Origin of the sequence: Sphingobium sp. ba1 (assembly GCF_000743655.1) — a bacterium.
Lineage (GTDB): Bacteria > Pseudomonadota > Alphaproteobacteria > Sphingomonadales > Sphingomonadaceae > Sphingobium.
Genome location: NZ_JPPQ01000069.1, coordinates 1457932 through 1482439, shown reverse-complemented (window position 1 = coordinate 1482439; position 24508 = coordinate 1457932). Strand labels below are relative to the sequence as shown.

At 64.8% G+C, this 24508-nt stretch carries 22 protein-coding genes and 1 tRNA gene; 8 read left to right on the top strand and 15 right to left on the bottom strand.

Translation table 11 applies throughout. From position 1 onward, the window contains the following. Positions 1-702: SDR family NAD(P)-dependent oxidoreductase (locus IL54_RS10175; RefSeq protein WP_037478308.1), on the bottom strand; the 702-nt coding region annotated here is incomplete at its 3' end. Positions 703-717: 15 nt separating this feature from the next. Then, the gene (locus IL54_RS10170; RefSeq protein ID WP_037475345.1) at positions 718-1527 is read right to left on the bottom strand and encodes an SDR family NAD(P)-dependent oxidoreductase; all 810 of its coding nucleotides are present in this window, start codon (positions 1525-1527) and stop codon (positions 718-720) included. A 200-nt stretch (positions 1528-1727) separates the two neighbouring features. Between IL54_RS10170 and IL54_RS10165 the strand changes: the two genes are divergently transcribed. From IL54_RS10165 to IL54_RS10155, 3 genes are read left to right on the top strand one after another with little or no spacing between them, the layout of a single operon-like run. After that, complete coding sequence (locus tag IL54_RS10165) at positions 1728-4187, top strand: TonB-dependent receptor (RefSeq protein WP_052027643.1); 2460 nt, start codon at positions 1728-1730, stop codon at positions 4185-4187. A 53-nt stretch (positions 4188-4240) separates the two neighbouring features. Continuing rightward, a complete protein-coding gene (locus IL54_RS10160; RefSeq protein WP_037475343.1) occupies positions 4241-4660 on the top strand; it encodes a nuclear transport factor 2 family protein in 420 nt (139 codons plus the stop codon). A 16-nt stretch (positions 4661-4676) separates the two neighbouring features. Continuing rightward, entirely contained in the window at positions 4677-5456 is a 780-nt protein-coding gene (locus IL54_RS10155) for an SDR family NAD(P)-dependent oxidoreductase (protein ID WP_037475339.1), read from the top strand. A 2-nt stretch (positions 5457-5458) separates the two neighbouring features. Here IL54_RS10155 and IL54_RS10150 read toward each other — a convergent pair whose 3' ends face one another. Further along, positions 5459-6367, bottom strand: a complete 909-nt coding sequence (locus IL54_RS10150; RefSeq protein ID WP_037478306.1) for a LysR family transcriptional regulator — start codon at positions 6365-6367, stop codon at positions 5459-5461. A 134-nt stretch (positions 6368-6501) separates the two neighbouring features. Between IL54_RS10150 and IL54_RS10145 the strand changes: the two genes are divergently transcribed. The 3 genes from IL54_RS10145 to IL54_RS10135 all read left to right on the top strand — a co-directional run bounded on the left by IL54_RS10145 (position 6502) and on the right by IL54_RS10135 (position 9598). Further along, positions 6502-7404, top strand: a complete 903-nt coding sequence (locus IL54_RS10145; RefSeq protein WP_037475337.1) for a VOC family protein — start codon at positions 6502-6504, stop codon at positions 7402-7404. A 3-nt stretch (positions 7405-7407) separates the two neighbouring features. Further along, positions 7408-8568, top strand: coding sequence for an alpha/beta hydrolase family protein (locus tag IL54_RS10140; RefSeq protein ID WP_037475335.1), 1161 nt, complete (start codon positions 7408-7410; stop codon positions 8566-8568). A 79-nt stretch (positions 8569-8647) separates the two neighbouring features. Next, positions 8648-9598 carry a fumarylacetoacetate hydrolase family protein gene (locus IL54_RS10135; protein WP_037475334.1) on the top strand — a complete coding sequence of 317 codons (951 nt, stop codon included), beginning with the start codon at positions 8648-8650 and terminating at the stop codon, positions 9596-9598. On the opposite strand, the gene IL54_RS10130 is transcribed toward IL54_RS10135, so the two are convergent. The 7 genes from IL54_RS10130 to IL54_RS10100 form a co-directional block, all read right to left on the bottom strand. Then, on the bottom strand, positions 9599-10372 hold the full coding sequence (locus IL54_RS10130) for an SDR family NAD(P)-dependent oxidoreductase (protein WP_037475332.1): 774 nt from the start codon (positions 10370-10372) through the stop codon (positions 9599-9601). Next, positions 10359-11081, bottom strand: coding sequence for an NAD-dependent epimerase/dehydratase family protein (locus IL54_RS10125; protein ID WP_237748943.1), 723 nt, complete (start codon positions 11079-11081; stop codon positions 10359-10361). Before IL54_RS10125 ends, IL54_RS10130 begins: the two co-directional genes overlap by 14 nt. 154 nt (positions 11082-11235) lie before the next feature. Then, positions 11236-11802, bottom strand: coding sequence for a cupin domain-containing protein (locus IL54_RS10120; protein WP_037475330.1), 567 nt, complete (start codon positions 11800-11802; stop codon positions 11236-11238). Next, positions 11799-12977: an MFS transporter gene (locus tag IL54_RS10115; RefSeq protein WP_037475326.1), complete on the bottom strand. Its 1179-nt coding sequence runs from the start codon at positions 12975-12977 to the stop codon at positions 11799-11801. The genes IL54_RS10120 and IL54_RS10115 overlap by 4 nt, the downstream gene beginning before the upstream one ends. Before the next feature lie 22 nt (positions 12978-12999). Beyond that, on the bottom strand, positions 13000-14115 hold the full coding sequence (locus IL54_RS10110; protein ID WP_037475324.1) for an FAD-dependent oxidoreductase: 1116 nt from the start codon (positions 14113-14115) through the stop codon (positions 13000-13002). 10 nt (positions 14116-14125) lie between these two features. Continuing rightward, entirely contained in the window at positions 14126-15058 is a 933-nt protein-coding gene (locus tag IL54_RS10105) for an MBL fold metallo-hydrolase (RefSeq protein WP_193378837.1), read from the bottom strand. 38 nt (positions 15059-15096) lie between these two features. Further along, a complete protein-coding gene (locus IL54_RS10100) occupies positions 15097-17412 on the bottom strand; it encodes a TonB-dependent receptor (protein WP_037475321.1) in 2316 nt (771 codons plus the stop codon). Between the two features lie 117 nt (positions 17413-17529). On the opposite strand from IL54_RS10100, the gene IL54_RS10095 reads away from it, so the two are divergent. Beyond that, positions 17530-18453, top strand: coding sequence for a LysR family transcriptional regulator (locus tag IL54_RS10095; protein WP_052027642.1), 924 nt, complete (start codon positions 17530-17532; stop codon positions 18451-18453). A gap of 21 nt (positions 18454-18474) precedes the next feature. On the opposite strand, the gene IL54_RS10090 is transcribed toward IL54_RS10095, so the two are convergent. The 3 genes from IL54_RS10090 to moaA all read right to left on the bottom strand — a co-directional run bounded on the left by IL54_RS10090 (position 18475) and on the right by moaA (position 20426). Beyond that, positions 18475-18549, bottom strand: a tRNA-Asn gene (locus IL54_RS10090). A gap of 90 nt (positions 18550-18639) precedes the next feature. After that, positions 18640-19416 carry an NAD kinase gene (locus tag IL54_RS10085; RefSeq protein ID WP_037475318.1) on the bottom strand — a complete coding sequence of 259 codons (777 nt, stop codon included), beginning with the start codon at positions 19414-19416 and terminating at the stop codon, positions 18640-18642. Continuing rightward, entirely contained in the window at positions 19413-20426 is a 1014-nt protein-coding gene (gene moaA, locus IL54_RS10080) for a GTP 3',8-cyclase MoaA (protein WP_037475315.1), read from the bottom strand. Before moaA ends, IL54_RS10085 begins: the two co-directional genes overlap by 4 nt. 119 nt (positions 20427-20545) lie before the next feature. Here moaA and IL54_RS10075 point away from each other — a divergent pair, with 119 nt between their 5' ends. Next, on the top strand, positions 20546-22555 hold the full coding sequence (locus IL54_RS10075; RefSeq protein ID WP_037475312.1) for a putative bifunctional diguanylate cyclase/phosphodiesterase: 2010 nt from the start codon (positions 20546-20548) through the stop codon (positions 22553-22555). A gap of 362 nt (positions 22556-22917) precedes the next feature. Here the strand turns inward: IL54_RS10075 and metK are convergent, their stop codons facing one another. Together metK and IL54_RS10065 are read right to left on the bottom strand one after the other, a co-directional pair. Continuing rightward, entirely contained in the window at positions 22918-24114 is a 1197-nt protein-coding gene (gene metK / locus IL54_RS10070; RefSeq protein ID WP_037475310.1) for a methionine adenosyltransferase, read from the bottom strand. Positions 24115-24171: 57 nt separating this feature from the next. Beyond that, positions 24172-24508: nitrilase-related carbon-nitrogen hydrolase (locus tag IL54_RS10065; RefSeq protein ID WP_337587982.1), on the bottom strand; the 337-nt coding region annotated here is incomplete at its 5' end.

The following is a 24508-nucleotide window of genomic DNA, read 5'->3' as shown; positions in this document are numbered from 1 at the left end:
GCCGTCGGCGATTTCCTGCGGCGTGCCCATGCGGCCGAGCGCATGGCCCGCCGATACGGTGGCACGGGCGGTCTCTTCATCGGGGAAGGCGCCGGTTTCGACATAGCGGGCGTAGATGGTGTCCATCATGTTGGTGTCGATGCCGCCGGGATGGACGGAGTTGACCCGGATCGGCTGCTTGAGCGCGGCATATTCGAGCGCTGCGCATTTGGTGAACAGCCGCACCGCGCCCTTGGACGCGCAATAGGCCGACATGAACGGCGCGCCCGCCAATCCCCCGACCGAGGACAGGTTGATGATCGACGATCCGCCGCGCCGGTCCGCCCCGCTTTTGGCAAGCAGGTCCGCCATGGCGCGGGTGCCGAGGAAAATGCCCTCGACATTGATCTGCATACATTTGCGGAACATGGCGAGGCTGGTGTCGGCGATCGCGTCGGTGACGGAAATGCCCGCATTGTTTACCAATATGTCGAGCCGCCCATAGGTGGCATCGACATAGGCTGCCAGCGCGGCCCAGCCATCCTCGTCCGTGACGTCGAGCGGGCGATAGTCCGTAGCGCCAGCGACCGTGGCCGTCTGCGCCATGTCAGTGGCGATCACGCGCGCGCCTGCACCGGCGAGCGCTTGGACAGTGGCGCTGCCGATACCGCCGCTGGCACCCGTCACCAGCGCGACCGTGCCGGTCAAATCAAAATTGCTCATAAACTATCCTTTGGTTTAGCGCGCGGTCCAGCCGCCATCGACCACGACTTCGCTGCCGGTCATATAGCTGGCGTCGTCGCTGGCGAGGAAGGCAACGACCTTGCCGATTTCGATCGGTTGGGCGAGGCGTTTGACCGGTGTGGTTTCGGCCATCTGCGCGATCAGTTCCTGCGCGGTCACCGTGCCGTCGCGTTCGGCCCAGCGCTCCATGCCCTGGCGCAGCAGGGGTGTGTCGACGAAGCCGGGATGGACGGAGTTGACGCGGATCGGCACGCCCGCATCGGCAAATTCCAGCGCATTGGATTTGGTGAACAGCCGCACCGCGCCCTTGGACGCATTATAGGCCGATACTTCCCCCATGCCGACCAGGCCCATGATCGAGCTGATATTGACGATGCTGGAGCCATAGGGCGTGGTCGCGCCGATGCGGGCGAGCATCGGCTGGAACGTCTTGGTGCCAAGGAACACCGTATCCATGTTGAGCGTCATCAGCCGCCGCCACGACGCCAGTTCGATATCCTGCACCTTGCCGGTCAGGTCCGCGCCGACATTGTTGACGAGGATGTCGAGTCGGCCATGATCGGCCTCGATGGCGTCGCGCGCGGCCTGCCATGCCGCCTCCTCGGTCGCGTCGAGGCGGAGGTAGCGGGCGTTCGGCATCGCCGCGAGAATGTCGATGACGGGCTGGCTGTCGGGCGCGTCCAGATCGGTGATGATGGTGGTCGCGCCATCGGCTGCCAGGCATTGCGCGATGGCATGGCCGATCCCCCTAAGCGCGCCCGATACCAGCGCCACGCGTCCGTCCAATCGTCCTGCCACAGCCATTCCCTTCCCGTTCCGCCCTCACATGGGCGCGTCTTTTGCACCCCTGCTTGTCCGCCCTGCGCGCCTTTGCTTCACCTGCCGTTTTTTGCAGGTTCGCTCCTGGGACGATACGCGCATTGAGGGCCGACGGGCAGGCGTGCCGTTACGGCGTGCCACATCCCGATGTGATTTCGAGAATATAATCAGGTGAGGGTTTGATAATGACCAGGATTTTCGCGCAACGATCAGCTTATGCGATGGCGACCAGCGCCATGGCGCTGTCGATGGGCCTCGCCCAGCCGCTGTTCGCGCAGGATGTTGCCCCGCAAGCCGCCGCGCCGGAAGGCGGCCTGACCGACATCGTCGTCACCGCGCGCAAGCGCGAGGAAAGCGTGCAGGATGTGCCGGTCGCCGTCACGGCCATTTCCGCTGAACTGATCCAGCGTCAGGATCTGACCTCGATCGAAAAGATCGCGGCGCGCACGCCCAACCTCAATGTCGGACGCGCCTCCAACGGGTCGGGCGCGCAGTTGACGCTGCGCGGGATCGGTTCGTCCTCCACCTCCATCGGCATCGAACAGTCGGTCGCGGTAGTGGTTGACGGGGTCTATTATGGCCAGGGCCGGATCATCAACGAAGGCTTTTTCGACCTTGGCGGCGTGGAAATCCTCAAAGGGCCGCAGGCCCTGTTCTTCGGCAAGAATGCGACCGCAGGCGTCATTTCGCTGACCACCGCCGATCCGACATCGACGCCGGAGTTCAAGGCGCGCGCCGGTTACGAGTTCAAGGCGCAGCAGGCGCAGGCCGAATTTGTCGGGTCCGGCCCGCTGACCGACACGCTGGGCGTGCGCGTCGCGGTGCGCGCGTCGAAAATGTATGGCGGCTATTATCGCAACGTCTCGACGCCGATCGACTATCCCACCTTTGACATCGCGACGGGCGCGACGGGCTTTGCGGTCGCCAACCCCGCGCCGGAGGAACAGCCCGGCGAGAAGGAGTTGCTCGGCCGCGTCACGCTGAAATGGGAGCCGACCGATCGGCTGACCGCAACGCTCAAGGCGTCAGGTTCCTATAACAAGACCAACAACAACAGCTGGAACTATGTCGCCTATAATTGCCCCAGCGGCGAGAGCCAGCTCAACGGCTATGCCTGCGCCCGCGATTTCGTGACGCATCAGAACAAGCTGCCCGCCGAGTTCGCGGCGCAGATCCCCTATGCCAAATCGGACGGCAGCCTCTATAATCGCTACAAGAGCTGGGCGGTTACCGCGAACATCAATTATGAGCTGGACGATGTCACGCTGACGTCGGTGACCAACTATAATTGGAACAACAACCGCTGGGCCTGTGCCTGCGATTTCCAGTCGAGCGTGGCGTCCAACTGGGCGACCGAAAATTCGACCTTCGATGCGTTTTCGACCGAATTCCGGGCGCTGACCAGCTTCGACGGGCCGGTCAACCTGATGGTCGGCGGGCTGTATCAAAAGACCAAGCGGACCTTCGACCAATATATCGTGCTGGGCGGCCTGACCAACAGCGCCGCCGCGCCGGAGGATGAATATCTCGCCACGCGCAAGACCAGCTTCACCGATGGCGAGACGGTTGCCTTGTTCGGGCAGGCGACGTGGAAGATCGTGCCGACGCTCGAACTGGCGGTGGGTGCGCGCTACACCCATGAGACCAAGGACAGCTATTTCACCCAGCCCTATAATAATGCCGGTGTGGCGGCGATCTTCCGCGACCAGAACGACCCCGATGGCCTGGGCGTCATCACCGCCGATCAGACGTTCAACAACTGGTCGCCCGAAGCGTCGATCACCTGGAAGCCGGTCAACGGCGTGCTGGTCTATGGTGCCTACAAGACCGCCTATAAATCCGGCGGATTTTCCAACGGCGGCATCAATTCCAAACTGTCGGCCGACCCGGTCGCTGATCTGACCTTCGATCCCGAACGGGCGCGCGGTTTCGAGGGCGGGGTCAAGACGACGCTGGCCGACAATCAGCTGCGCCTGAACCTCAGCGTCTACAGCTATGCCTATAAGGATTTGCAGGTCGACTTCTTCAACTCGCCCATCTTCGCCTTCCAGACCTTGACCGCCGACGCGCGGACCAAGGGTGTCGAGGTCGATTTCGAATATGCGCCACGCGCCGTAGCAGGCCTCAACATCCATGGGTCGATCAACTATAACCGCGCCCGCTATACCAGCTTCCCGCAGGCCCCCTGCTATGCCGGGCAGAGCGTGGGCGAAGGGTGCAACATCGTGCTGCCGGGCGGCGGCGTCCGCCAGGATCTGAGCGGTCAGGCGCTGTCTGTCGCGCCGGAATGGACCGGGACGATCGGCGCTTCCTATGACACGCCAATGGGCAATGGGCTGATGCTCGGCCTGAATGCCGACGTGCGTTACAGCGGTTCCTACTTGCCGTCCGGGTTCGGCAACCCGGACTCGCGCCAGAGCAAATATGCGACGCTGGACGCGGGCATTCGCGTCGGAGCAGAGGATGACCGCTGGCAGGTGGCGCTGATCGGCAAGAACCTGACCAACCGCTTCTATGTGACCGGCGTGGTCGATGGTCCCTCGACCGGCGGCGCGTCGGGCGGGGCAGTCCCGGCCCATGCCGACCAGCTGGGCTTTGGCACATTGCCGCGCACGGTGATGGTGCAACTCAGCACCAGGTTCTGATAGGTTGCGCCCCCGACCGATGGTCGGGGGCGGCCTTGTTTTGGGAGAGAGAGATGGACCCGCAACGCTATGCCGCCGTCAAGGCGATGGTCGAACAGATTTATGCGCTTACCGGCTCTGGCCAATGGGACGCAGCCGAAGCGATGATGACCGATGATTTCCGCATCGTCGAGGCCGACAGCCTGCCCTTTGGCGGGGAATATCTGGGCAAGGCGGCGTTGCGCGAACTCTATACCAAGGTGTTCAGCTTCTGGGACGATGCGGCGCTTGAAACCGGCGATATCACCATATCTAACGATCATGCGATCGTGATGGTGACGATCAAGGCGACATCGCGGCATAATGGCGAACGCATGACCCTGCCGCTGTGCGAAGTTTTCCACCTGCGCGGCGATAAATTTTGCGGCATCACCCCCTATTATTTCGACACGGCACTGATCGCGCGGGCGTCCGGCACGCTGATGGCCGATTGAAGGACAAGGAAACGACATGGCTGATCTAACGGGCAAGGTGGCGCTGGTCACGGGCGGCACGTCGGGCATCGGACGCGCGACGGTGCAGCGCCTTGCGCGCGATGGCGCGCAGCTGGTGTTCACCGGATCGAAGGAGGATGCCGCCGCGACCTTGAGCGCGGAGACGGGCGCGCGCTTCGTCAAGGCGCGGGTGCAGGAAGAGGCCGACTGGGCGCGGGTCGCGGACCTGATCGCCACCGAGTTCGGCCGACTGGATATCGTCTTCGCCAATGCCGGAACCGAAAGCCATGACGGCAGTGTCGAATCCATCTCGATGGACGGGTGGAACGGCATCATCGGGGTCAACCAGACCGGGGTGATGCTGACCGCGCGCACCGCGCTTGGCCTGATGCGCGCCAATCCGGGCGGGCCATGCGGGTCGATCATCATCAACTCGTCCATGTCGGCGCATAAGGTGATGGGCAATTATATGGCCTATTCGGTGACGAAGGCCGCCGTGCTGGCGATGGCCAAGTCGATCGCGATCCATTGCGCCACGGAAAAGCTGCCGATCCGCTGCAACGCCATTTTGCCCGGCGTGGTGGAGACGGAGATGATCAGCGCGATCATCGCCAAGTCGCCATCGCCCGACGCCGCGCGCGCCGCTTATGAAGGGATGTCGCCGTTGGGCCGGATGGGCCGGGTCGAGGAAATCGCCGCGCTGGTGGCGTTTCTGGGGTCGGACGAGGCGGCGTTCATCTCCGGCGGCGAATATGCGATCGACGGAGCATCCACCGCGGGCATGACCGGGGTTTAGGGTCAGGCGGTGTCCGCCGCCTGTGCCCGGATCGTGTCGATCAGCCAGCGAAGACCGGGGTCATTGCTGCGCGTGACATGATATTGCGCCATTTCAACGAGCGGTGGGATCGGCACTGGCGGCGGGACGATTTTGATGGCGAAATTGCGCTGCATCAGATGCGCCAGCCGCCCTTGCATCAGTGTCAGCCAGTCGGTTTCCTGCAACAGCCAGGGCAGCATGGCGAAATTGGGCGCGGTCATCGCCACGCGGCGCTGGATGCCGATCCGGTCGAGATAGGCATCGCCGAAACTCGGCAACCGTTCCTCGCCGATCGCGACCATCACATGCTCATAGGCCTGCATCGTCTCCAGCGTGATCCCCTCGACCAGCGCGGGATGGTCGGCCCGGCCCACCAGCCAGTAGCGATCCTCCAGCAGGAAGTCGGACGGTAGTTCGGGCGTGAGATATGCTTCCAGCGTGATCAGCAGGTCGATATTGCCATTGTCGAGCAATTCGATCCGCCTTTGGCTGGGCAGGAGCAGTTCGACCCGCACACCCGGCGCGGCCGAAGCGAGGCGGGTGATCATCGGGAAGAGAACGGCGGTGGCGATATAGTCCGACGTCATGACGCGAAAGGTGCGGCTGGATGTCGCCGGATCGAAATGACGGGAGGTCGCCACCACGCTTTCCATCGTCGCGAGCGCGGCCTGCACCTGCGGGATCAGCGTTTCGGCAAAGGGCGTGGGATACATGCGCTTGTTATGCGCGATCAGCAGGTCGTCGCCGAAATAGGCGCGCAGCCGCGAAAGCGCGTTGCTCATCGCAGGTTGGCTGAGATTTACCCGCTGCGCCGCGCGCGACACGCTGCGGTCGACCATCAGCGCATCGAACGCCACCAGCAGATTGAGGTCCAGACCCTTGAAACGCACACGCCTCTCCATTCACGACATGAATTGAATTGCATCAAAACAATCCTTTTATCAATCGTGCAGAACCGCCCTATATGCTTGCGACGAGGTCGTCTGTGGACGAACCGACCCATCATTATCGGAGCAGGATCGCTATGAGCCGCGTCACTGAAATTCGCTTTGTCGGCTATGCCGTCACTAATCTGGAAGCCGAACAGAGCTTCTACCGCGACGTCTGGGGGCTGAAGGATGTCGGCATGCAGGATGGCATGCTGCACTTCGCCGCAGAGGGGAATGACGAACATCATGTCGTCCGCCTGCGTGCCGCCGAGGACAAGCGCGTCGATGTCATTGCCCTGGCGGCCGACAGCCGCGCCGATGTCGATGCTCTGCATCAGAAGGTGACGGAGGCCGGATGCCAGATCATCTTCGAGCCGCGTGACCTTAATACGCTGGGCGGCGGCTATGGCTTCCGCTTCTTCTCGCCCGATGGCCTGCCGTTTGAGATTTCGAGCGATGTCGCGCGCGGCACCGCGCGCGAAATGCACCGCTGGGACGGCGTGCCGCAGAAGATCAGCCACATCGTTCTGCACTCGCCCGATCACAAGGCGATGGTGCAATTCTTCGTCGATGTGCTGGGCATGCGGGTCAGCGATTGGCTCGGCGATTTCATGTGCTTCCTGCGTTGCAACAGCGCGCATCACCGGATTGCCATCTTGCCGGGACCGGCCTGCCTCAACCATGTCGCCTATGACATGCTGACGGTGGACGACATGATGCGCGGCATCAGCCGCCTGCGCAAAAAGGGCACCGATATCCTGTGGGGTCCGGGGCGTCACACCGCCGGGAACAACACGTTCAGCTACTTCACGACGCCCAACGGCTTTGCGGTCGAATATACGTCGGAACTGGAAGAGGTCGATTTCGAGCATCATGTCGATCAGGTCCATGTGCCTGGACCGACCGTGATGGACCAGTGGGGCGTTGGCGTCGGCGGACCGCAGACCATGCCCCATCCAGAGGCCGACAAGGGCCTGTTTCAGCCAGTAGAGGTATAAGCCATGGCTTTGTTTGAATATTTCCCCAACTATATCTGGAACCTGTCGGTTTCCATCGCGCTCGAAAGCGGCGGCAAGATTGGCGAAATCGTCGATATGTGCCAGCCGATCCGCGACGCGGCGGCCTCCGGCGCGGATGCGGGCACGCCCCAGTTCATGGCCCAGTGGGTCGCGATGGCCGAGCGGCTGATCGGCCTCGCCGATGAAGACATCGCCGCCGGGCGCGCTTTCTCCGCCTCCGACAAGATGGAGCGCGCGGCGCTTTATCTGTTCGTGGCCGAACGGATGCAGGGCCATGGCGCTCCGGGCCGCGAAGCAACCTATGCCAAGGCGCGCGACATTTTCGATCGCTCGACGGTACTGGGCAAGATCAATCGCGAGCGGGTGGAAATTCCGTTGGCGCAGGGCACGATGCCCGCGCTCTATACCCGTGCGGCGGGACCAGGGCCGCATCCGGTCGTCGTCTATTGCAATGGCCTCGATAGCTGCAAGGAACTGCTCTACTGGTCCAATCTGCCCGAAGCGCTGGCACGGCGCGGCATTTCGACGCTGAGCGTCGATCAGCCGGGCAGCGGCGAAGCGCTGCGCTTGCAGAATCTGCCGGTCGATCCGCATAGCGAAAATTGGGCGAGCAAGGCGGTCGACTGGCTGGAAATCCAGGCCGACGCCGATCCCAAGCGCATCGGCATGACCGGCATTTCGCTGGGCGGCCATTTCGCGCCGCGCGCCGTCGCCTATGAACCGCGCTTTGCCAGCGGCGCCTGCTGGGGTGCCAATCATAATTGGGCCGAGGTGCAGCAGAAGCGGCTGAACCGCGAAGGCGAAAATCCCGTCCCCCATTATTGGGCGCATGTCATGTGGGCCTTCGGTGCCGACACCATGGAAGACTTCCTGGAAAAGGCGAAGGACATGAACCTGAATGGCGGCCATATGGATGGCGTCAAGGTGCCCTTCCTGGTCACCCATGGCGCGAAGGACCGGCAAATCAGCGTCGATTATGCGCAGGATTGCTATGACCAGCTCGTCAATTCGCCACGCCGCGAACTCAAGCTGTTCACCGAGCGGGAAGGCGGGGTCGAGCATGTCGGCGCCGACAATATGAGCTTTGGCTGCGACTATATCGCCGACTGGTTCGCCGACACGCTGAACGGCCACGCGGGCTAAGCGACAGATCGTCTCAATAGGGTGAATGCGACGGCGGGCCATGATCCCGCCGTCGCCGATTTTTGCAGGGGAGTTAACAATGCGTCTGGCAACATTGAAGCGCGGCGGCCGTGACGGCACGCTGGTAGCGGTCAGCGACGATGGCGCGCGGGTCGCGCCGGTCACAGGCTATGCCACGCTACAGGCGGCGCTGGACGATTGGGACGCGGCGCAGGATGCGCTGACCGCAGCCGTCAAGGCGGCAGCGTCGGGCGAAGCCGTTGCACCCGACGATTTCGCCGCGCCCCTGCCGCGCGCCTGGCAATGGCTGGACGGATCGGCCTTTACCAATCACGCCAAATTGATGGAAACGGCGTTCAACATGCCGCCGATCGAAACCGACCTGCCGCTCATGTATCAGGGGATGAGCCACCAGTTCATCGCGCCGACCGACGATGTGCCCTTCCCCAGCGAAGCAGACGGCATCGATTTCGAAGGCGAGTTCGGCGTTATCACCGATGACGTGCCGATGGGGTGCTGCGCCGCCGATGCGCTCGGCCATGTCCGGTTCGTTGTCCTGATCAACGACTGGTCGCTGCGCGCCATCGCGCCGGTCGAGATGAAGACCGGCTTTGGCTGGATACAGGCCAAGCCCGCCTGCAGCGTCGCGCCGTTCGCAGTGACGCCCGATGCCCTGGGAGATGCCTGGCGCGATGGCCGCGTCTGCTTGCCGCTGACGGTCGAGGTGGACGGGGAATGGTTCGGTCATCCCAATGGCGCGGCGATGGCCTATGGCTTTCACGAACTGATCGCCCACGCCGCCCGTTCGAGATCGCTGCCGGCCGGCACGATCATCGGCTCCGGCACCGTCTCCAATGCGGAGCATGAAACGGTCGGCTCCACCTGCCTGTCCGAACGCCGCGCGATCGAAATCATCGCCCATGGCGCCCCCAAAACCGCCTTCCTCCCCTTCGGCAGCCGCGTCGCGATGCGCGCGGGCGAGGGGGCGTCGCCGTTCGGCGTGATCGATCAGCGGGTGGTGAAGGGGTAATCAGCTGCCGTCGGAGATCAGTGTACCGCCATCGACCACGATCGTCTGGCCGGTGGTGAAACCGCCTGCGTCGCTGGCCAAATAGAGCGCGGTGGCGGCGATTTCTTCGGGGGAGCCTGCGCGGCGGAGCGGAGTGAGGCCGAGGCGGCGTTCGGCGCGGTCGGGGCTGGAGAGGATCGCGCCCGCCCATTCGGTTGCGATGAGGCCCGGTGCGATGGCGTTGGCGCGGACGCCCGACGGCCCCCATTCGACCGCCAGATTGCGGGCGAGTTGCGCCAGCGCCGCTTTGGTCATGCCATAATGGCCGAGCATGGCGTTGCCGCGCAGGCCCGCAATGCTGGACAGCAGGACGATGCTGCCGCGTCCGCGCGCGGCCATGCGTGGCGCGAGGAGGCCGGTGAGGCGGAGCGGGTGGAGCAGGTTGACGGCGTAGAGCGTGTCGCGGTCGGACTCCGCCATGGCGTGCATCGGCGCTGGCGTTCCGGCGATGCCCGCGTTGCACACCAAGATATCGATGCCGCCGGTTTGGGCTTCGGCCTGGTCCGCCAGGCGGGTGAGCGCTGCGGCGTCGCTGACATCGGTGGGCAGGGACAGGCCGCCCAGAGTCGCCGCGAGCGCGTCGCAGGCCGGGGCGTCGATATCGGCCAGCACCAGCCTGGCCCCTGCGCCCGCGAACAGGCGGGCGATGGCGAGGCCGATGCCGCGCGTCGGGCCGGTGATGAGCGCTGTCTTGCCTTCCAGTCGGAAGGCTGCGAGCGGGTCAGAGGTCTGCAAGCACGGTCTCCACCAATTGGGTCAAGCTGCCGTCATGGCGAAAGCCGAGATCGTCGGCGCGGCGGGTCGTCAGCGGCGGATAGCTGCCAAAGGTGCGGCGGGTGGTGGCGTCCTCTTCGAAGGTCAATTGCTGTACGTCGCCGAAGCGGGCGAGCATATCGACCAGATCGTCGATCCTGACCTGCAAGGCGGGGAGGGTGACGGCTTGTTGCGCGGTCGCATCGCTCAAGGCGGCGGTGACCAGATTCGCGGCGCAGGCGCGGGCGGACAGAAGCCAGCTGGTCGCATCGGGGGCGACGGGGATGGCATAGGGGGTGCCCGCCTTTGCCGCGTGAAAGATGTCGCTGAGGAAGGCCGAGCCGAAGCCGCCAGCGGCTGCCGGGCGGGCGACGATGCCGGGCAGGCGCAGGACCATGCCTTGGATCGCGCCGCGCCGAACGGCATCGGCGAAGGCGATTTCGACCATATATTTGTGCGCGCCATAGACGCTGGCCGGGGCTGGTGGGGTCGTATCGTCAACCTGTGTCGGCAATGTGCCGCCGAACACCGCGATCGACCCGGCGAGGATCAGGCGGCGGCCCTCCATTGCCTCGATAAAGGCCAGGGGCACGTCGAGATTGATCGCCCGCGATGCCTGCGGATCGCGTTCCGCTGCGCCGCCGGGGAGGGCGGCGAGATGCAGCAGGATGTCAGTTTCCGGGCTGCACAGGGCGCGGACGATCGCCGGGTCGGTCAGGTCGCCGACGAGCGTGGGATAGGCGGACGGGCCGGTGAAGGCCCGATCCGCCAGGAGTGGCGCTGGCGCAGTTGGCGGACGACCGCCTGGCCGACGAACCCGGCCGCCCCGGTGATGGCGATCCGCATTACCGTTGCAGGTCTGGCTCGAACGTGCCGTCGATCAGGATGAAGGCGATGCGGCAATTGCTGTCCGAACGGTTGGACCAGCCATGGTTGGTGCCGCGCTGAATGACGATGTCGCCCGCGCGGACGGTGGTTTCGCCTTCGTCCATTATCAAGACCAGTTCGCCTTCCAGCACGATGCCATAATCGATGGTTTCGGTGCGGTGCATCAGCGCGTGGCGGGTGGTTTCGCCGCTATGGGCGGAGGCGTCGCTGGCACCCACTTCGGCGAAATGGGCGCGGGCCTCTTCGGGCGACATGGTGCGGATGGTGTCGCCTTCGGGCGGGATGTCCAGCACGCGGATGCGGGTGCCGTTCTTGGGCGGGGCGAGCTTGATGCCGTCTTCGGCCGGTTCGCCCGACGCGGCGTCGATCGGCGCGGGGGTTGCCTGCGTATTCCAGATTTCGTGGAACATCGGTCCTGCCGGGCCGCCGACCTGCTGGACGCGCGGCGCAGCGCCATCTTCCTGGATGATGGCAAGGCCTTGGGCATTATGGCCGGTCACGACGCGGCGGACGGGGGTGGTCATGATGTTACTCCTTGAAGATTTGGCTGTGCTTGTCCGTAGCGCAGCAGGGCGATGCCTGCACCGATCGCTGCCGCCGCGCTGAAGAAAAGAAAGGTGCCTGCCATCCCGCCGAGCAGGCTGGACAAGGCGGTTGCGACGATTGGCGCGACGAACTGCGCCAGGAAGAAGGCGCCGGTCCAGACGCCGGTGCCGCGCCCTCGCGTGGCGGGTGGCAGTCGGCGCAATACCCAGGCCAACATGGTCGGCAGCATCAGCCCGTTGCCGATGCAGATGACGACGGCGGACGCAACCGTCAGGGCGAAATCCGTGGAGAGGGCGACGCCGACATAGCCTATCGCCACCAGCGGCAAGCCCCAGGCGAGCAAGTGCGGCGCGGGCCGCGCCTTGACTCGGCCGAATAGCAGCGAGCCGAGCATGACACCGACATTGGCGGCGGCCCCAGCGACGCCGATCAGCGCGGGCGACGTCACGCCAGTCGCCTCGATCACCGGGCCGAGCTGCACGACGATGGTGTAGAAGAGCAGGCCGATGCCGAAGGTGATCGCAACAAGGCCACCGATACTCCGCAGCACCGATGGGTCGGGCAGTCCAGTCCGCGCCTTGGTTACCTTATGTGGTTCGAACAGGATGAGGGCAGCGGCGGCGGCCACCGGCAGCGCGAGGAGATACATCCAGAATGGCCCACGCGAGCCGAAGAGTTCGCCCAGCGCGCCGCCCATGGCGATCAGGGCGATGGCGCTGACGCTGGCGGTCGCGATCTGGATCGACACCCAGCGTTCGCGCCGTTCGCCCTCAAAATAATCGCCGACCATGGCGGTCGCGACGGTCATGATCACCGCTTCGGCCAATCCCAGCGCAATGCGCACGGCGAAGATGGCATGGAGGCTTTCGAGCAGGAGGGGGAGCAGGCCAAAGCCCGCATAGCCCACCAGCGCGCCGATCAGCAGCCGCTTGCGCCCCAGTCGGTCGGACAGCCAGCCCGCGAGCGGCGAAAACAGCGCCACGCACAGGGCAGGCACGGTCAGCGCCATCGGCACCAGCACCGCCGCGCCCGGCACGTCGGCAAATTCGCGCAGCAGCAAGGGCAGGACGGGGACCAGCGCGATGATCGCCATGGTCGGCATCACCGCCGCCAGCATGAGGATCAGCCCATGGCGGGTTGTCGCGTGTCGCATCGCCCTTGCTCCTGCTTCGAGGTCAGATCGGTTGCGCGACGACGTCGAACATCTCCTGGGTCGCCTTGGCATTGTCGACCGGCGGGCCTTTGCCGATCTGGCCCATGCAGATGGCGATGCTGGAACGGACGATATAGGCGCAGCGGTCGAGGCGACGATCATGATAGGCGCTCAAGGCCGCTTCGATATCGTCATGGGTGGCGAGTTCTTCGGCCAGCACCAGACTGTCCTCGATCGCCATGCCCGCGCCTTGGCCGAGATGCGGCGTGGTGGCGTGAACGGCATCGCCCAGCAGCGCGATCCGGCCCTTGTGCCAGGGCCCGTCGATCATCATCGCTTCGAGCGGGCGATAGACGACGCCTGCATCATCGACGATCTGTTCGGCCAGTTCCTGAATGAAGGGCGCGCAGCCGGTCATCTTCGAGCGCATTAACGCGGCCTGGCCCTCGCGCGGGTAGCGCGGGTTGCCGGGTTCAGGGGTGGTCACATAGATATACATGAGGTCGTTGGAGATCGGCACCAGCCCGACGCCGGTGGGACCGTTATAGACGTGCAGCGCGTCGAGATCGGCCGGGCGGGGAAGATTGTAGCGCCAGACTGCCTGACCCGTAAATTCGGGGCGCGGAGCGTCGGGGAAGAGCATGGCGCGGGTCTGCGAATAGACGCCGTCGGCACCGATCACCAGGTCGTAGCGTTCCGACGAGCCGTTCGAGAAGCGGACGTCCACGCCTTCGCCATCGTCGTTCCATTCGGTCGCGGTGACGCCCAGCAGCACATGCGCGCCGCTGGCGATCGTGCGGTCGCCCAGCATCTTGTGCAGGGCAGGACGGCCGATGCCCATATTGGCGGGATAGCCATCGACCAGCCGGGGGGTGGGGACGCGCGCGACGCGGACGCCAGTGGGGGTGTAGATTTCGACCGCGTCGAAGCCGACGCCGGCCGAGACATATTCGTCGATCAGGCCAAGTTGCGACATGGCGCGGATGACGTTCGATTGCTGGATGATGCCGACGCCATAGACCGACCAGTCGGGATCACGTTCGATCACCGTGACAGCAAAGCCGCGCGCGCGCAGGGCGATGGCGGCGGTCAGGCCACCGATGCCGCCACCGATGACGAGGATATTACAGGCTTGCATGAAGTGCCTTTCAGAAGCGGTCGAGATCATTGGCGATGGCGATCGGCCCGCGAAAATGCGTGCGGATCTGGGTGACATAGCTGCGGGTGCGCGCCGGATCGGGCGTGCCTGCGGCGAAATGGGTGACCACCAGCGACTTGACGCCTGCGCCAGCGGCGAGCCGGCCGACCGCGTCGGGGGTCAGATGATGGGTGGAGAGATGCTGTTCGAGCTGTTGCTTCGCGGGGGCTGGCATGTTCGGCGAATTGCGCGCGACATTGGCCAGCGTGCCGTCCATGTCGATCATCTCGCTGACCAGCAGGTCCGCGCCCTTGGCCAGTTTTTCGACTGCCGCGCTGGGGCCGGTGTCGCCGGTATAGACGATCGACCGGCCGGGCAGGTCGAAACGCAATGACAGGGACTTATAGTTGCGATCCTCGACGCTGCCGGGGGCGAAGTCATAATGGCTGTTCTGCGCCGCCGTGACGGTCATGCCGTCGACCTTGATGCTTTCGCCGTCGGTGAGTTCGATCACGTCAACGGTCTGGGCAGGCGGGGTCCAGGGCTTGCCGGGAATGCCATAGCCGACGCGGGCGGCGGGCTGCATCGAGGCGACCATGCCCGCAACCAGTTCGCGCGTGCCAGGCGGGCCATAGACGGTGAGGGGTTCGGTGATATTGGTCTGGTTGCGCAGGCCGAGTATCGCCGACAGGCCGCCGGTGTGATCGACATGCAGGTGGCTGAGGAACACGGCTTTGACAGCGGGCAGGAGGATGCCCGCCCGCGCCAGTTGCTGTACCGTGCCGTCGCCTGCGTCGACCAGATAGACGCGCCCGTCATGCGTCAGCGCATTGGCGGGCTGCGACCGGTCCCGGCTGGGGACCGGGCCGCCCATCGTGCCGAGCGTCACGAAGGCATCTGCCCCGGCAGGTCCAGGCTGCGCGAAGGCGGGAGAGGTCGCCATCAGTGCCGCAAGGGCCAGCCGGGAGAGACGCGCGCGCATCAGAAGTCGAACCCAAGGCGGACGCCATAGGTGCGCGGCGGACGCAGGGTGCCGACCGGGAAGTCGAGGATCGGCCGGGTGCCGGCGCGGGCCAGCACTTCCTTGTCAGTGATGTTGTTGATGAAGCCGGTGATGTTCCAGCCACCGAGGCTGTCGAGCGTCAGGAAGGCATCCGCCATCATGAAGCCGTCCTGCTTTTCTTCCTCGCGATAGTTGGTGTTCATGTAGCGGCTGGATTCGATGTTGGCGCGCGCGCCCGCAACCAGCGACAATTCGTCCGACAGGGGGAAGGTCCGCTCATAGCCGACATTGATCGCCCATTTCGGCGCATTGGCGGTGGGCTTGCCCGAACAGTCGATGTCGTAGAAACGCGCACCGTTGACGCCAGGATTGGCGAGGCGGCTGCCCAGCGTGGTGCAACCCGTCGTCACCGGCGCGCCGGTGGGCGAGAAGTTGGCGGTGACCAGCTCGTCATATTTGCCCTTGAGGAACTGGACGTTCAGGTTGAACAGGTCGTTGCGGCTGGGGGCGAAGCGGGCTTCGAATTCGGCACCGTAGATTTTCGACTTGCCCGCGTTGACGGTGGTCGACCCTTGCGCGAACAGGCCGTTGCCGGTGGGAACGCCGCCGACGAAGGTGATCTGCTGGTCCTTATAGTCCCAGTAGAAGGCTTCGAAGTTCAGCTGCAGCTTATTGTCGAAGAAGCGGTTCTTGGCACCGACCGTATAGGCGGTCAGCGTTTCGGGCGCGAAGGTGTTGTTTGGCGGCTGGGCGACGAAGAAACCGCCCGATTTGAAGCCGGTCGCGACATTGGCGTAGACGAGCGAGGCCGGGCCTGCGTCAAACTCCACGCCGGCCTTCCAGGTGAATTTCTCGAAATTCAGGTCGCCGGTGAAGGGTGCGCTGAGCGGCGGATTAATCGGGCCGGGCAGGCCGCCCGCAGCGGTCGAGGTCAGCTGCCGCTTGTCTTCGCGGGTGTAGCGACCGCCAGCGACCAGACGCAAGGCGTCGGTCACGTCGAAGGTCAACTGACCGAAGGCGGCGACGCTTTCAGTATCGAGCCGGGGGGTGAAGCGGGTGGTGGAGATATTGCCCTGGCGGAAGAAGTTTTCGGTTTCCTGGTTTTCGCCGAAGTAGAAGGCACCCAAGACATAGCGCAGTCGCTGATCTTCCTTCGACGACAAGCGGACTTCGAGTGACGCCTGTTCGGCGAGGTCGGTGAAATCGCCCGCAAAGCCCGGCAGATAGGTGCGGAACTTCACGTCCGACTTACGGTAGGCGGGAATGACGGTCAGCGTGCCGAAGCCCATGTCGCCGACGATCGTGGCGCTGAGGCCGTAGAATTTATTGTCGAGGAAACCGTCGGAGCCTGCTTGCGCCACGCAGCCGCTGCGCACGAAACCGCCAAAGCCACCGCAGAAGGGCGGGGCGAAGATGGTGGCGGCATAGCCTGCAATCGCGGCCTGGGCGCGCGGGTCGGACACGCTGACGCGATCTTCCAGGTCGGGCACGGCGAAGGCGGCGCTGGGCAGCAGGACGGCACCGGCCCCCTTGCCATGCTGGCGATAATAGTCGGCGACCAGTGTCATCGACCACATGTCGGACGGTTCGATCAGCAGCGAGGCGCGGACGGCTTCGCCCTTGTCGTCGTCATAGCCGTCGGAGATATAGCCGTCGCGGTCGACGATCTGGCCAGCGACGCGCAGGGCGACGGTGTCGCCGATCGGCACGTTGAGCGCCAGAAAGCCCTTCTTGCTGTCATAATTGCCATATTCGAACAGGCCTTCGGCGCCGAATTTGCCGAGTTCAGGCTTTTTCGGCAGCACGTTGATGGCGCCGCCGGTGGCGTTGCGGCCATAAAGCGTGCCCTGCGGTCCCTTGACCACTTCTACCCGCTCCAGATCGTAGAAGACGCCGGCAGGGGCCGTCGGGCGGCCGACATAGACGCCGTTGAAATTGAAGGCGATGGCGTTTTCGGAAAAGCTGTTCTGCGAACTGGTGCCGACGCCGCGCAGGAAGAAGCTGGTGGTGCCGCCGGTCGGCTGGACGACCAGCGAGGGGACCAGCTTGCCGAGATTGGCGGTTTCGGTGATGCCCGACTTGGCGAGATCGTCGCCGGTCACGGCCGATACGGCAAGCGCGGCGCGCTGCAGCGATTCCGTGCGGCGCTGGGCAGTGACGACGATGTCGGCGAGGCCGTCATTGGCGGGTTCGGCGCTGTCCTGCACCGCGACATCGGCCTGTTGGGCCGAGGCGCTCGGTGCGATGCCGAACGTCAGGATGGCGGCAGTTCCAGCCAGAAGCAATGTTTTCATGATATCCTCCCATGCGGCGCGTCGTATCGGGCAGCGCCTTCGCATTGACCTGTGGCAAGTTCGGTAAAATTATCATAACGATTTGTTTCAATGCAGTTCCACAAATAGGATTGATGGATGCGGCTCGACCAATTTGATCTGAATTTGCTGATCGCGTTCGACGTGTTGATTCAGGAGCGCGGCGTGACGCGGGCGGCCGAGCGGCTGAACCTGACGCAATCGGCGATGAGCGCGGCGTTGAAGCGGCTGCGCGAGGCTTTTTCCGACGACATATTGGTGCAGCATGGCAAGCGGATGGTGCCGACGCCGGGCGCGCTGTCGCTCGCCCCCCATGTCGCGGCGGCGGTGCTCAACCTGCGCGGTATCTTGGCGAGCGGGATGCATTTCGATCCGGCGCAGTCGCGGCGGCGGTTTCGGATCGTTGCGTCGGACTATATCACGACCGTCCTGCTCGGTCCGGCGCTGCGGTCTTTGCAGGCGGAAGCGCCGGGGGTGCAGATCGAGATCACGCTGCCGCGATCGGACATTTTGGAGCGGCTGGACGATGGCGACATCGACCTCATCATCTCGCCGGAAAAATATCTCAGTCCCATACATCCGCGCGAACTGGTGTTCGAAGAGCGGCATGTGGTGGTGGGGTGCGCCAACAACCCGGTGCTGCACCAGCCGCTGGATGCCGACACCTTTTACAATAGCGGGCATATCGTGGTGAGCGTGTCGCGGGACGGGACGTTTATCGACGATGTGCTGCGCGATCAGGGGCGGCAGCGGCGGATCGAGATCATCTGCGCGGCCTTTACCCAGGTGCCCTGGATGCTGCCCGGCACGACGCGACTGGCGTTGATGCATGAGCGGTTGGCGCGCGAATTGGCCCCGCAATTATCGCTGATCGTGTGCGAGCCGCCATTCCCGTTGCCGTCGATGCGCGAGATGATGCAGTTTCACAGCGCGCGGGCGGCGGACCGGGGGCTGTCCTGGTTGCGGGCACGATTGATTGCGACGTCGGGGGGTGACAATGGCCAGGTGGCTGACGCTGGCTGATCCTTCACAAGAGAAGGATGTTGGCTCCCTGAGTAGGATTCGAACCTACGGCCATTCGATTAACAGTCGAATGCTCTACCGCTGAGCTATCAGGGAGCAGCCCGGCTCTCACCGGGCAGAGCGCGCCTATAGCAGCGGGTTTTGCGGAATGGCAAGCGTTAATCTGATGATTTTTTTGGCTTGCGATCAGGCGATGAATTGCTCGGCGGCGATGCGGTCGTCGAGCGTATGTTCGGGGTCGAACAGCAAGGTCAAAGGGGTCGCGCGGTCGATGCGAACCTCGACCTGGGCGACGTCGCGCACTTCACGCTGGTCGGCGACGGCGCTGACCGGGCGCTTGACCGGATCCAGCACGGTGAAGCGGATGACGGTGTTTTCGGGCAGGATCGCGCCGCGCCAGCGACGGGGGCGGAAGGGGCTGATCGGGGTCAGCGCGACCAGGCCCGACCCCAGCGGCAGGATCGGACCATGGGCGGAGAGATTATAGGCGGTGGACCCGGCCGGGGTGGCGACCAGCACGCCATCGCACACCAGTTCGGGCAGCACGGCGCGGCCATTGACCTGCACCTCCAGCTTGGCGGTCTGGCGGGTTTCGCGCAGCAGCGAGACTTCGTTGATGGCGGGGATGGAAAATTGTTCGCCATCGACGGTGTCGACGACCATGCGCAGCGGGTGGACCTTGAAGCTCTTGGCCTTTTCCAGCCGCTGGTCGAGCCGTTCGAGCCGCCATTCATTCATCAGGAAGCCGACGGTGCCCAGGTTCATGCCGAAGACCGGGACGATCCGCCGCGCTTCCAGCATGGCGTGGAGGGTTTGCAACATATAGCCGTCGCCGCCGAGCGCGATGACCATGTCGGCCTGCTCGATGGGCACGAAGTCATAGGCGGCGCGAAGCCGCTCTTCGGCGGCTCTGGCGGCGTGGGTGGGTGACGCGACGAGCGCGCGCCGCGGCTCGTCGATCATCCGCCGGTGACGCTCATGTGGCGACGGGTGGCGGGGGCGGTTTCGCCAGCGCCGATGCGGAAGTCATGGCGGGCGGGCTTCAGGCGGAGCGCGCGGTCGATCAGCGGTTCGACCGCGTCCAGGCCACCGTCGCGCAGGGCGGCCTTGAAATCCACATGATCCTCATGGCCTAAGCACATGAAAATCTTGCCCTCGCAAGTCATGCGGATGCGGTTGCAGTCGGCGCAGAAATTCTGGGTGAGCGGGGTGATGAGGCCGAGCCGGGCGCGTAGACCATCGACGCAGTGATAGCGCGCCGGGCCGCCGGTGCGGTCGGGCACGGGCGTCAGCGGGTGCGCGGCGTCGATCGCGGCGGCGACCTGCGTCAGCGGGAGATAATGGTCGGTGCGATCCTCGCCGGTGTCGCCCAAGGGCATGGTTTCGATGAGGGTGAGGTCCAGCCCTTCGGCATCGCACCAGTGCAGCATGGGCAAGATTTCATCCTCATTGACGTTCCTGAGCGCGACCATGTTGATCTTAATCGCGAGCCCTGCGTCACGGGCCGTCCTGATGCCGTGCAGGACGGTGGCGATGTCGCCGCCGCGCGTCACATGCGCAAAGCGCGCGGGGTCGCGGCTGTCCAGGCTGACATTGATGCGGCGGACGCCGGCATCGACCAGCGTTGCGGCATGATCGGCGAGGCGGGTGCCGTTGGTGGTCAGCGTGAGTTCGTCCAGCCCATTGCCCAGATGCCGCCCGATCCGCCGCACCAGATCGCCAATGTCGCGGCGCACCAGCGGTTCGCCGCCGGTCAGGCGGATGCGGGTGATGCCGCGCGCGATGAACAGGTCGGCGAGCAGTGCGATTTCTTCGAGGGTGAGCACCTGATTCTTGGGGAGGAACTGCATCTTTTCCGCCATGCAATAGCGGCAGCGCAGATCGCAGCGATCCGTCACCGAAATGCGCAGATAGCTGATCCGGCGGCCGAGGCCGTCGGTCAGCGGCGCGCGCGGGAGGGGAGCCGGAAGCATGGGGGATAGGTAGGCGATGGGCAGGAGCGGCGCAAGCGCCCCGGTTGCAGCGGGGGCAAGAGGTCGGTAACGCATTGCTGTTATGCCGTTTCGATGCGCGGCGCCGGGGGACGAATATAGTGAGCGGAGAAAGTGCCGCAGAGGGCCAGCGCAGCCTGTTCATCCTGTCACCGGGCGACCGCGACGGGCTGTGCCATGCGGCGCGGATGGCGGGGTGGCGCGCGATCGGCGCACGGCGGCCGGGGGATGCGCCGCAACGCTTTTTGCGCAGCGAGGCGCAGGTGGCGCTGGTCGATATGCGCCGGGGCGGCGATGCCGCGCGGTTGATGGCCCCTCTGGTTCCGGCGATGGAGGCGGGCGGCGGCGCGCTGATCGTGCTGATCGACGGGAGTGACGAGGCGCGGGTGCCCGTGTTGATGGAAGCGGGGGCGACGCATTTCCTGCTGGCCCCCTTTGGCGATGCGGGATTGCGCGCGGCGCTGGCGTCGGCGCATCGGCTGGTCGAGCGGCTGGGTGGCGGGGCCAAGCATAGCCAGCGGGCGCAGCGGATCCGCCGGGGGGATGCGCTCTATTGGCAGTTGGAGCGCGATGGGCGGCTGCGGCTGAGCGCCGGGCTGATGGCGCATCTGGGGCTGGGGGAGGCGCTGGTGACGCCTGCTTCTTTGGTGCAGCGACTGCCGCGTGGGGAGCGGCGGGCGGTGCTGGCGGCGGTGCGGGCGATGCTGCGCAGCGGGACGCCCGACGCGCTGGCGCATGGGCTGCCTGGACGCCCCGGCGATCGGCTGGTCCATCATCTGCGGGTCGAGGAGGGGATGGTCGCGGCTGATGTCGAATGGCTGTCGGAGGGGCATGAGCGCGAGAGTGCGTCGCGCGATTATCTGACCGGGGTGCGATCGCGGCAGGCGGCGCTGGCGTGGCTGGAGCAGCGGCAGGGATTGCCGACGACCGTATTGCTGCTGTCGATCAGCCAGTTCGAGCGGATGAACGCCGCTTATGGGCAGGTGGTGGGCGACGCGCTGTTGGGGCGGATCGCGCGGCGGATCGAGCGGCTGGTCGACGATGTTGCGCCGGGCGCGATGGTGGCGCGGATTGCGGGAACGGAATTTCTGGTCGGGCTGACCGGCGAGGCGGCGGGCGGCGACCGGGCGACTTTCCTGGCGCGGCAGTTGATTGGCGCGATCGGGCGGCCGTTCAGCGCGGGCGATCATCTCATCCGCCTGATCGCGCGGTGCGGCATTGCGCAGGCGCGCAGCGACGATGATGCGACGCTGATGCTGCGCCGGGCGGGGACGGCGCTGGCCGATGCGCGGCAGGCGGGCGGCGAGGGCATCCGCATATTGTCGGCCGACAAGCAAAGCCGCCAGGTCGATGCCGACCGGCTGGAGACCGACCTGCGGCTGGCGCTGGACCGGGGCGAGATCGGCATCGTGTTCCAGCCGCAATATCCGGTCCATTCGGCGCAGATCAGCGGTGTCGAGGCACTGGCACGGTGGAACCACCCCCATTATGGGCCGCTGGGTGCCGCCATCCTGTTCGCGACCGCCGAGCGATCCGACTATATGCTGCCGCTGTCGGCGCATATTCAGGCGGAGGCGCTGCGGCAGGCGGCGGCGTGGCCACGGGCGCTGTCGGCGCTGCGGCTGTCGATCAATGTGACGGCGGCGGACATTGCCCAGCCGAGCTTCATGAGTGAATTGCTGCGGATGGTCGATGGCAGCGGTTTTCCGCGATCGCGGCTGACGGTCGAGATTACCGAGAGCGGACTGATCGAGGATATTGGCGCGGCGTCGGCCTTGCTGCGGGCGTTGCGGGCCGAGGGGCTGGCGGTGGCGATCGACGATTTCGGCACGGGCTATTCGAGCCTGGCCTATTTGAAGAACCTGCCGCTCGATTATCTCAAGATCGACAGTGGGCTGGCGCAGGATATTGCCGGGACGGCGCGCGACCGGATCATCGTGCGGGGCGTCATCCATATGGCGAAGTCGCTGGGGCTGAAGGTCATCGCCGAAGGGGTGGAGACCGAGCAGCAACTTGACCTGCTGGCGCGCGAGGGATGCGATTATTATCAGGGGTTTTTGCGGTCGGCGGGGATTTCGTCGGCCGATCTGGTGAGTTTGTTTTTGAGCTGATCCCGGCAGGAGTAATCGGCAGCCGCGGCTTGTGTTCCCCGACGAAGGTCGGGGTCCAGTTCAGAGCGTGGGACTGGACCCCGACCTTCGTCGGGGAACAGCATCTCTGGGGCATCCGCCTTGCGTTTTGACAGGACATGCAAAAGGGCGCGGGGGGTTGGTCCCGCGCCCTTTTTGTTGTTGGTGGCCGGTCGCTTAGAGCGCGGCTATAATCCCCAATCCGTTCGTCCTGAGTAGCCATTGAGCGAAGTCGAAATGGCGTATCGAAGGATCGGGCGCTGCGCCAGATGCTTCGATACGGGCCTTCGACAAGCTCAGTCCCTACTCAGCACGAACGGATTATCTAGGGATGACTCTAAGCGTCAGAGCGCGGCTTTCAGGGCGTCGACCAGGTCGGTCTTTTCCCAGGGGAAGAAGTCGCCTTCGGGTGTGCGACCGAAATGGCCGTAGGCGGCGGTCTTCTGGTAGATGGGCTTGTTGAGGCCGAGATGGGTGCGGATGCCCTTGGGCGTGAGGCGCACGAGGCTAGGCAGCACGGCTTCGATCGCGGCGGCTTCGACGGTGCCGGTGCCGTGCAGGTCGACATAGAGCGAGAGCGGTTCGGCGACGCCGATGGCGTAGCTGAGCTGGATCGTGCAGCGGCGGGCGAGGCCGGCGGCGACGATGTTCTTAGCGAGGTAGCGGGTGATATAGGCCGCCGAGCGATCGACCTTGGTCGGGTCTTTGCCCGAAAAGGCGCCGCCGCCATGGGGCGAGGCACCGCCATAGGTGTCGACGATGATCTTGCGGCCGGTGAGGCCAGCGTCGCCATCCGGTCCGCCGATTTCGAACAGGCCGGTCGGGTTGACATAGATGCTGGCGTCGTCGGGCATCCAGCCGTCGGGCAGGATTTCAGTCATCACGCCTTTGACATAGGCGCGCAGCTTGGCGCGGCTGTCGTCATTGTCCATGCCCTGGGCATGCTGGGTCGACACGACCAGCGCGGTGGCGCGGACCGGCTTCTCGTCGATATATTCGAGCGTCACCTGGCTCTTGGCGTCCGGCTCCAGGAAATCGACCACCTTGTTGTGGCGATCATGGGCGAGGCGCTCCAGAATCTTGTGGCTGTAATAGAGGGTGGCGGGCATGAGGTCAGGGGTTTCGTCCGACGCATAGCCGAACATGATGCCCTGATCGCCAGCGCCTTCATCCTTGTTGCCGCTTTCATCGACGCCCTGGGCGATGTGGGCGGACTGGCCGTGGAGGTTGTTTTCGAAGCGGAAGGTTTCCCAGTGGAAGCCGTCCTGTTCATAACCGATGCGCTTGACCGTTTCGCGGACGGTTGCTTCGATTTCTTCCTCCGCGCCCGGTGCCCAGGCACCATTTTCATAGACGCCCTTGCAGCGGATTTCGCCCGCGAGGACGACGAGCTGGGTCGTGGTTAGCGTTTCGCAGGCGATGCGGGCTTCAGGGTCTTTCGACAGGAAGAGATCGACGATGGCGTCGGAAATCTGGTCGGCGACCTTGTCGGGATGGCCTTCGGACACGGATTCCGAGGTGAAGAGAAATTGGTTGCGCATAGGACTCCCGTAAGATGCTGGGCCGATAAACGATATAAAGAATAGTTTATGTGCTTATTAGCTTCTGCTGGGGCGGATGGCAATGGCGAGGGAAAAGAGCGCCAGCATCAGGGCGAAGGGTGCCCAGTTCCCGACCCGTGCGAAGAGCGTGGGCGGGAGCGGCGGGGGCAGGCCGGAGTCCAGGAAACCGGCGCGGTTGAGGCCAAGCGCGTGGGCGACGCGGCCACGGGCGTCGATGATCGCCGAGACGCCGGTGGGGGTCGAGCGGATGATCGGCAGCCCTTCCTCCAGCGCGCGCAGGCGGGCTTGGGCGAGATGCTGGACCGGACCCCAGGGGCCGAACCAGGCGTCGTTGGACGGATTGAAGAGGAAGGCGGGGCGGTTGGCGCTATCG

Bases quoted from the DNA above. Each gene is read 5' to 3' on its own strand.
- IL54_RS10170 (WP_037475345.1), bottom strand. From the start codon at position 1,527: ATGGCTGTGGCAGGACGATTGGACGGACGCGTGGCGCTGGTATCGGGC.
- IL54_RS10165 (WP_052027643.1), top strand. From the start codon at position 1,728: ATGACCAGGATTTTCGCGCAACGATCAGCTTATGCGATGGCGACCAGC.
- IL54_RS10160 (WP_037475343.1), top strand. From the start codon at position 4,241: ATGGACCCGCAACGCTATGCCGCCGTCAAGGCGATGGTCGAACAGATT.
- IL54_RS10155 (WP_037475339.1), top strand. From the start codon at position 4,677: ATGGCTGATCTAACGGGCAAGGTGGCGCTGGTCACGGGCGGCACGTCG.
- IL54_RS10145 (WP_037475337.1), top strand. From the start codon at position 6,502: ATGAGCCGCGTCACTGAAATTCGCTTTGTCGGCTATGCCGTCACTAAT.
- IL54_RS10140 (WP_037475335.1), top strand. From the start codon at position 7,408: ATGGCTTTGTTTGAATATTTCCCCAACTATATCTGGAACCTGTCGGTT.
- IL54_RS10135 (WP_037475334.1), top strand. From the start codon at position 8,648: ATGCGTCTGGCAACATTGAAGCGCGGCGGCCGTGACGGCACGCTGGTA.
- IL54_RS10120 (WP_037475330.1), bottom strand. From the start codon at position 11,802: ATGACCACCCCCGTCCGCCGCGTCGTGACCGGCCATAATGCCCAAGGC.
- IL54_RS10115 (WP_037475326.1), bottom strand. From the start codon at position 12,977: ATGCGACACGCGACAACCCGCCATGGGCTGATCCTCATGCTGGCGGCG.
- IL54_RS10110 (WP_037475324.1), bottom strand. From the start codon at position 14,115: ATGCAAGCCTGTAATATCCTCGTCATCGGTGGCGGCATCGGTGGCCTG.
- IL54_RS10105 (WP_193378837.1), bottom strand. From the start codon at position 15,058: ATGGCGACCTCTCCCGCCTTCGCGCAGCCTGGACCTGCCGGGGCAGAT.
- IL54_RS10100 (WP_037475321.1), bottom strand. From the start codon at position 17,412: ATGAAAACATTGCTTCTGGCTGGAACTGCCGCCATCCTGACGTTCGGC.
- IL54_RS10095 (WP_052027642.1), top strand. From the start codon at position 17,530: ATGCGGCTCGACCAATTTGATCTGAATTTGCTGATCGCGTTCGACGTG.
- IL54_RS10085 (WP_037475318.1), bottom strand. From the start codon at position 19,416: ATGATCGACGAGCCGCGGCGCGCGCTCGTCGCGTCACCCACCCACGCC.
- moaA (WP_037475315.1), bottom strand. From the start codon at position 20,426: ATGCTTCCGGCTCCCCTCCCGCGCGCGCCGCTGACCGACGGCCTCGGC.
- metK (WP_037475310.1), bottom strand. From the start codon at position 24,114: ATGCGCAACCAATTTCTCTTCACCTCGGAATCCGTGTCCGAAGGCCAT.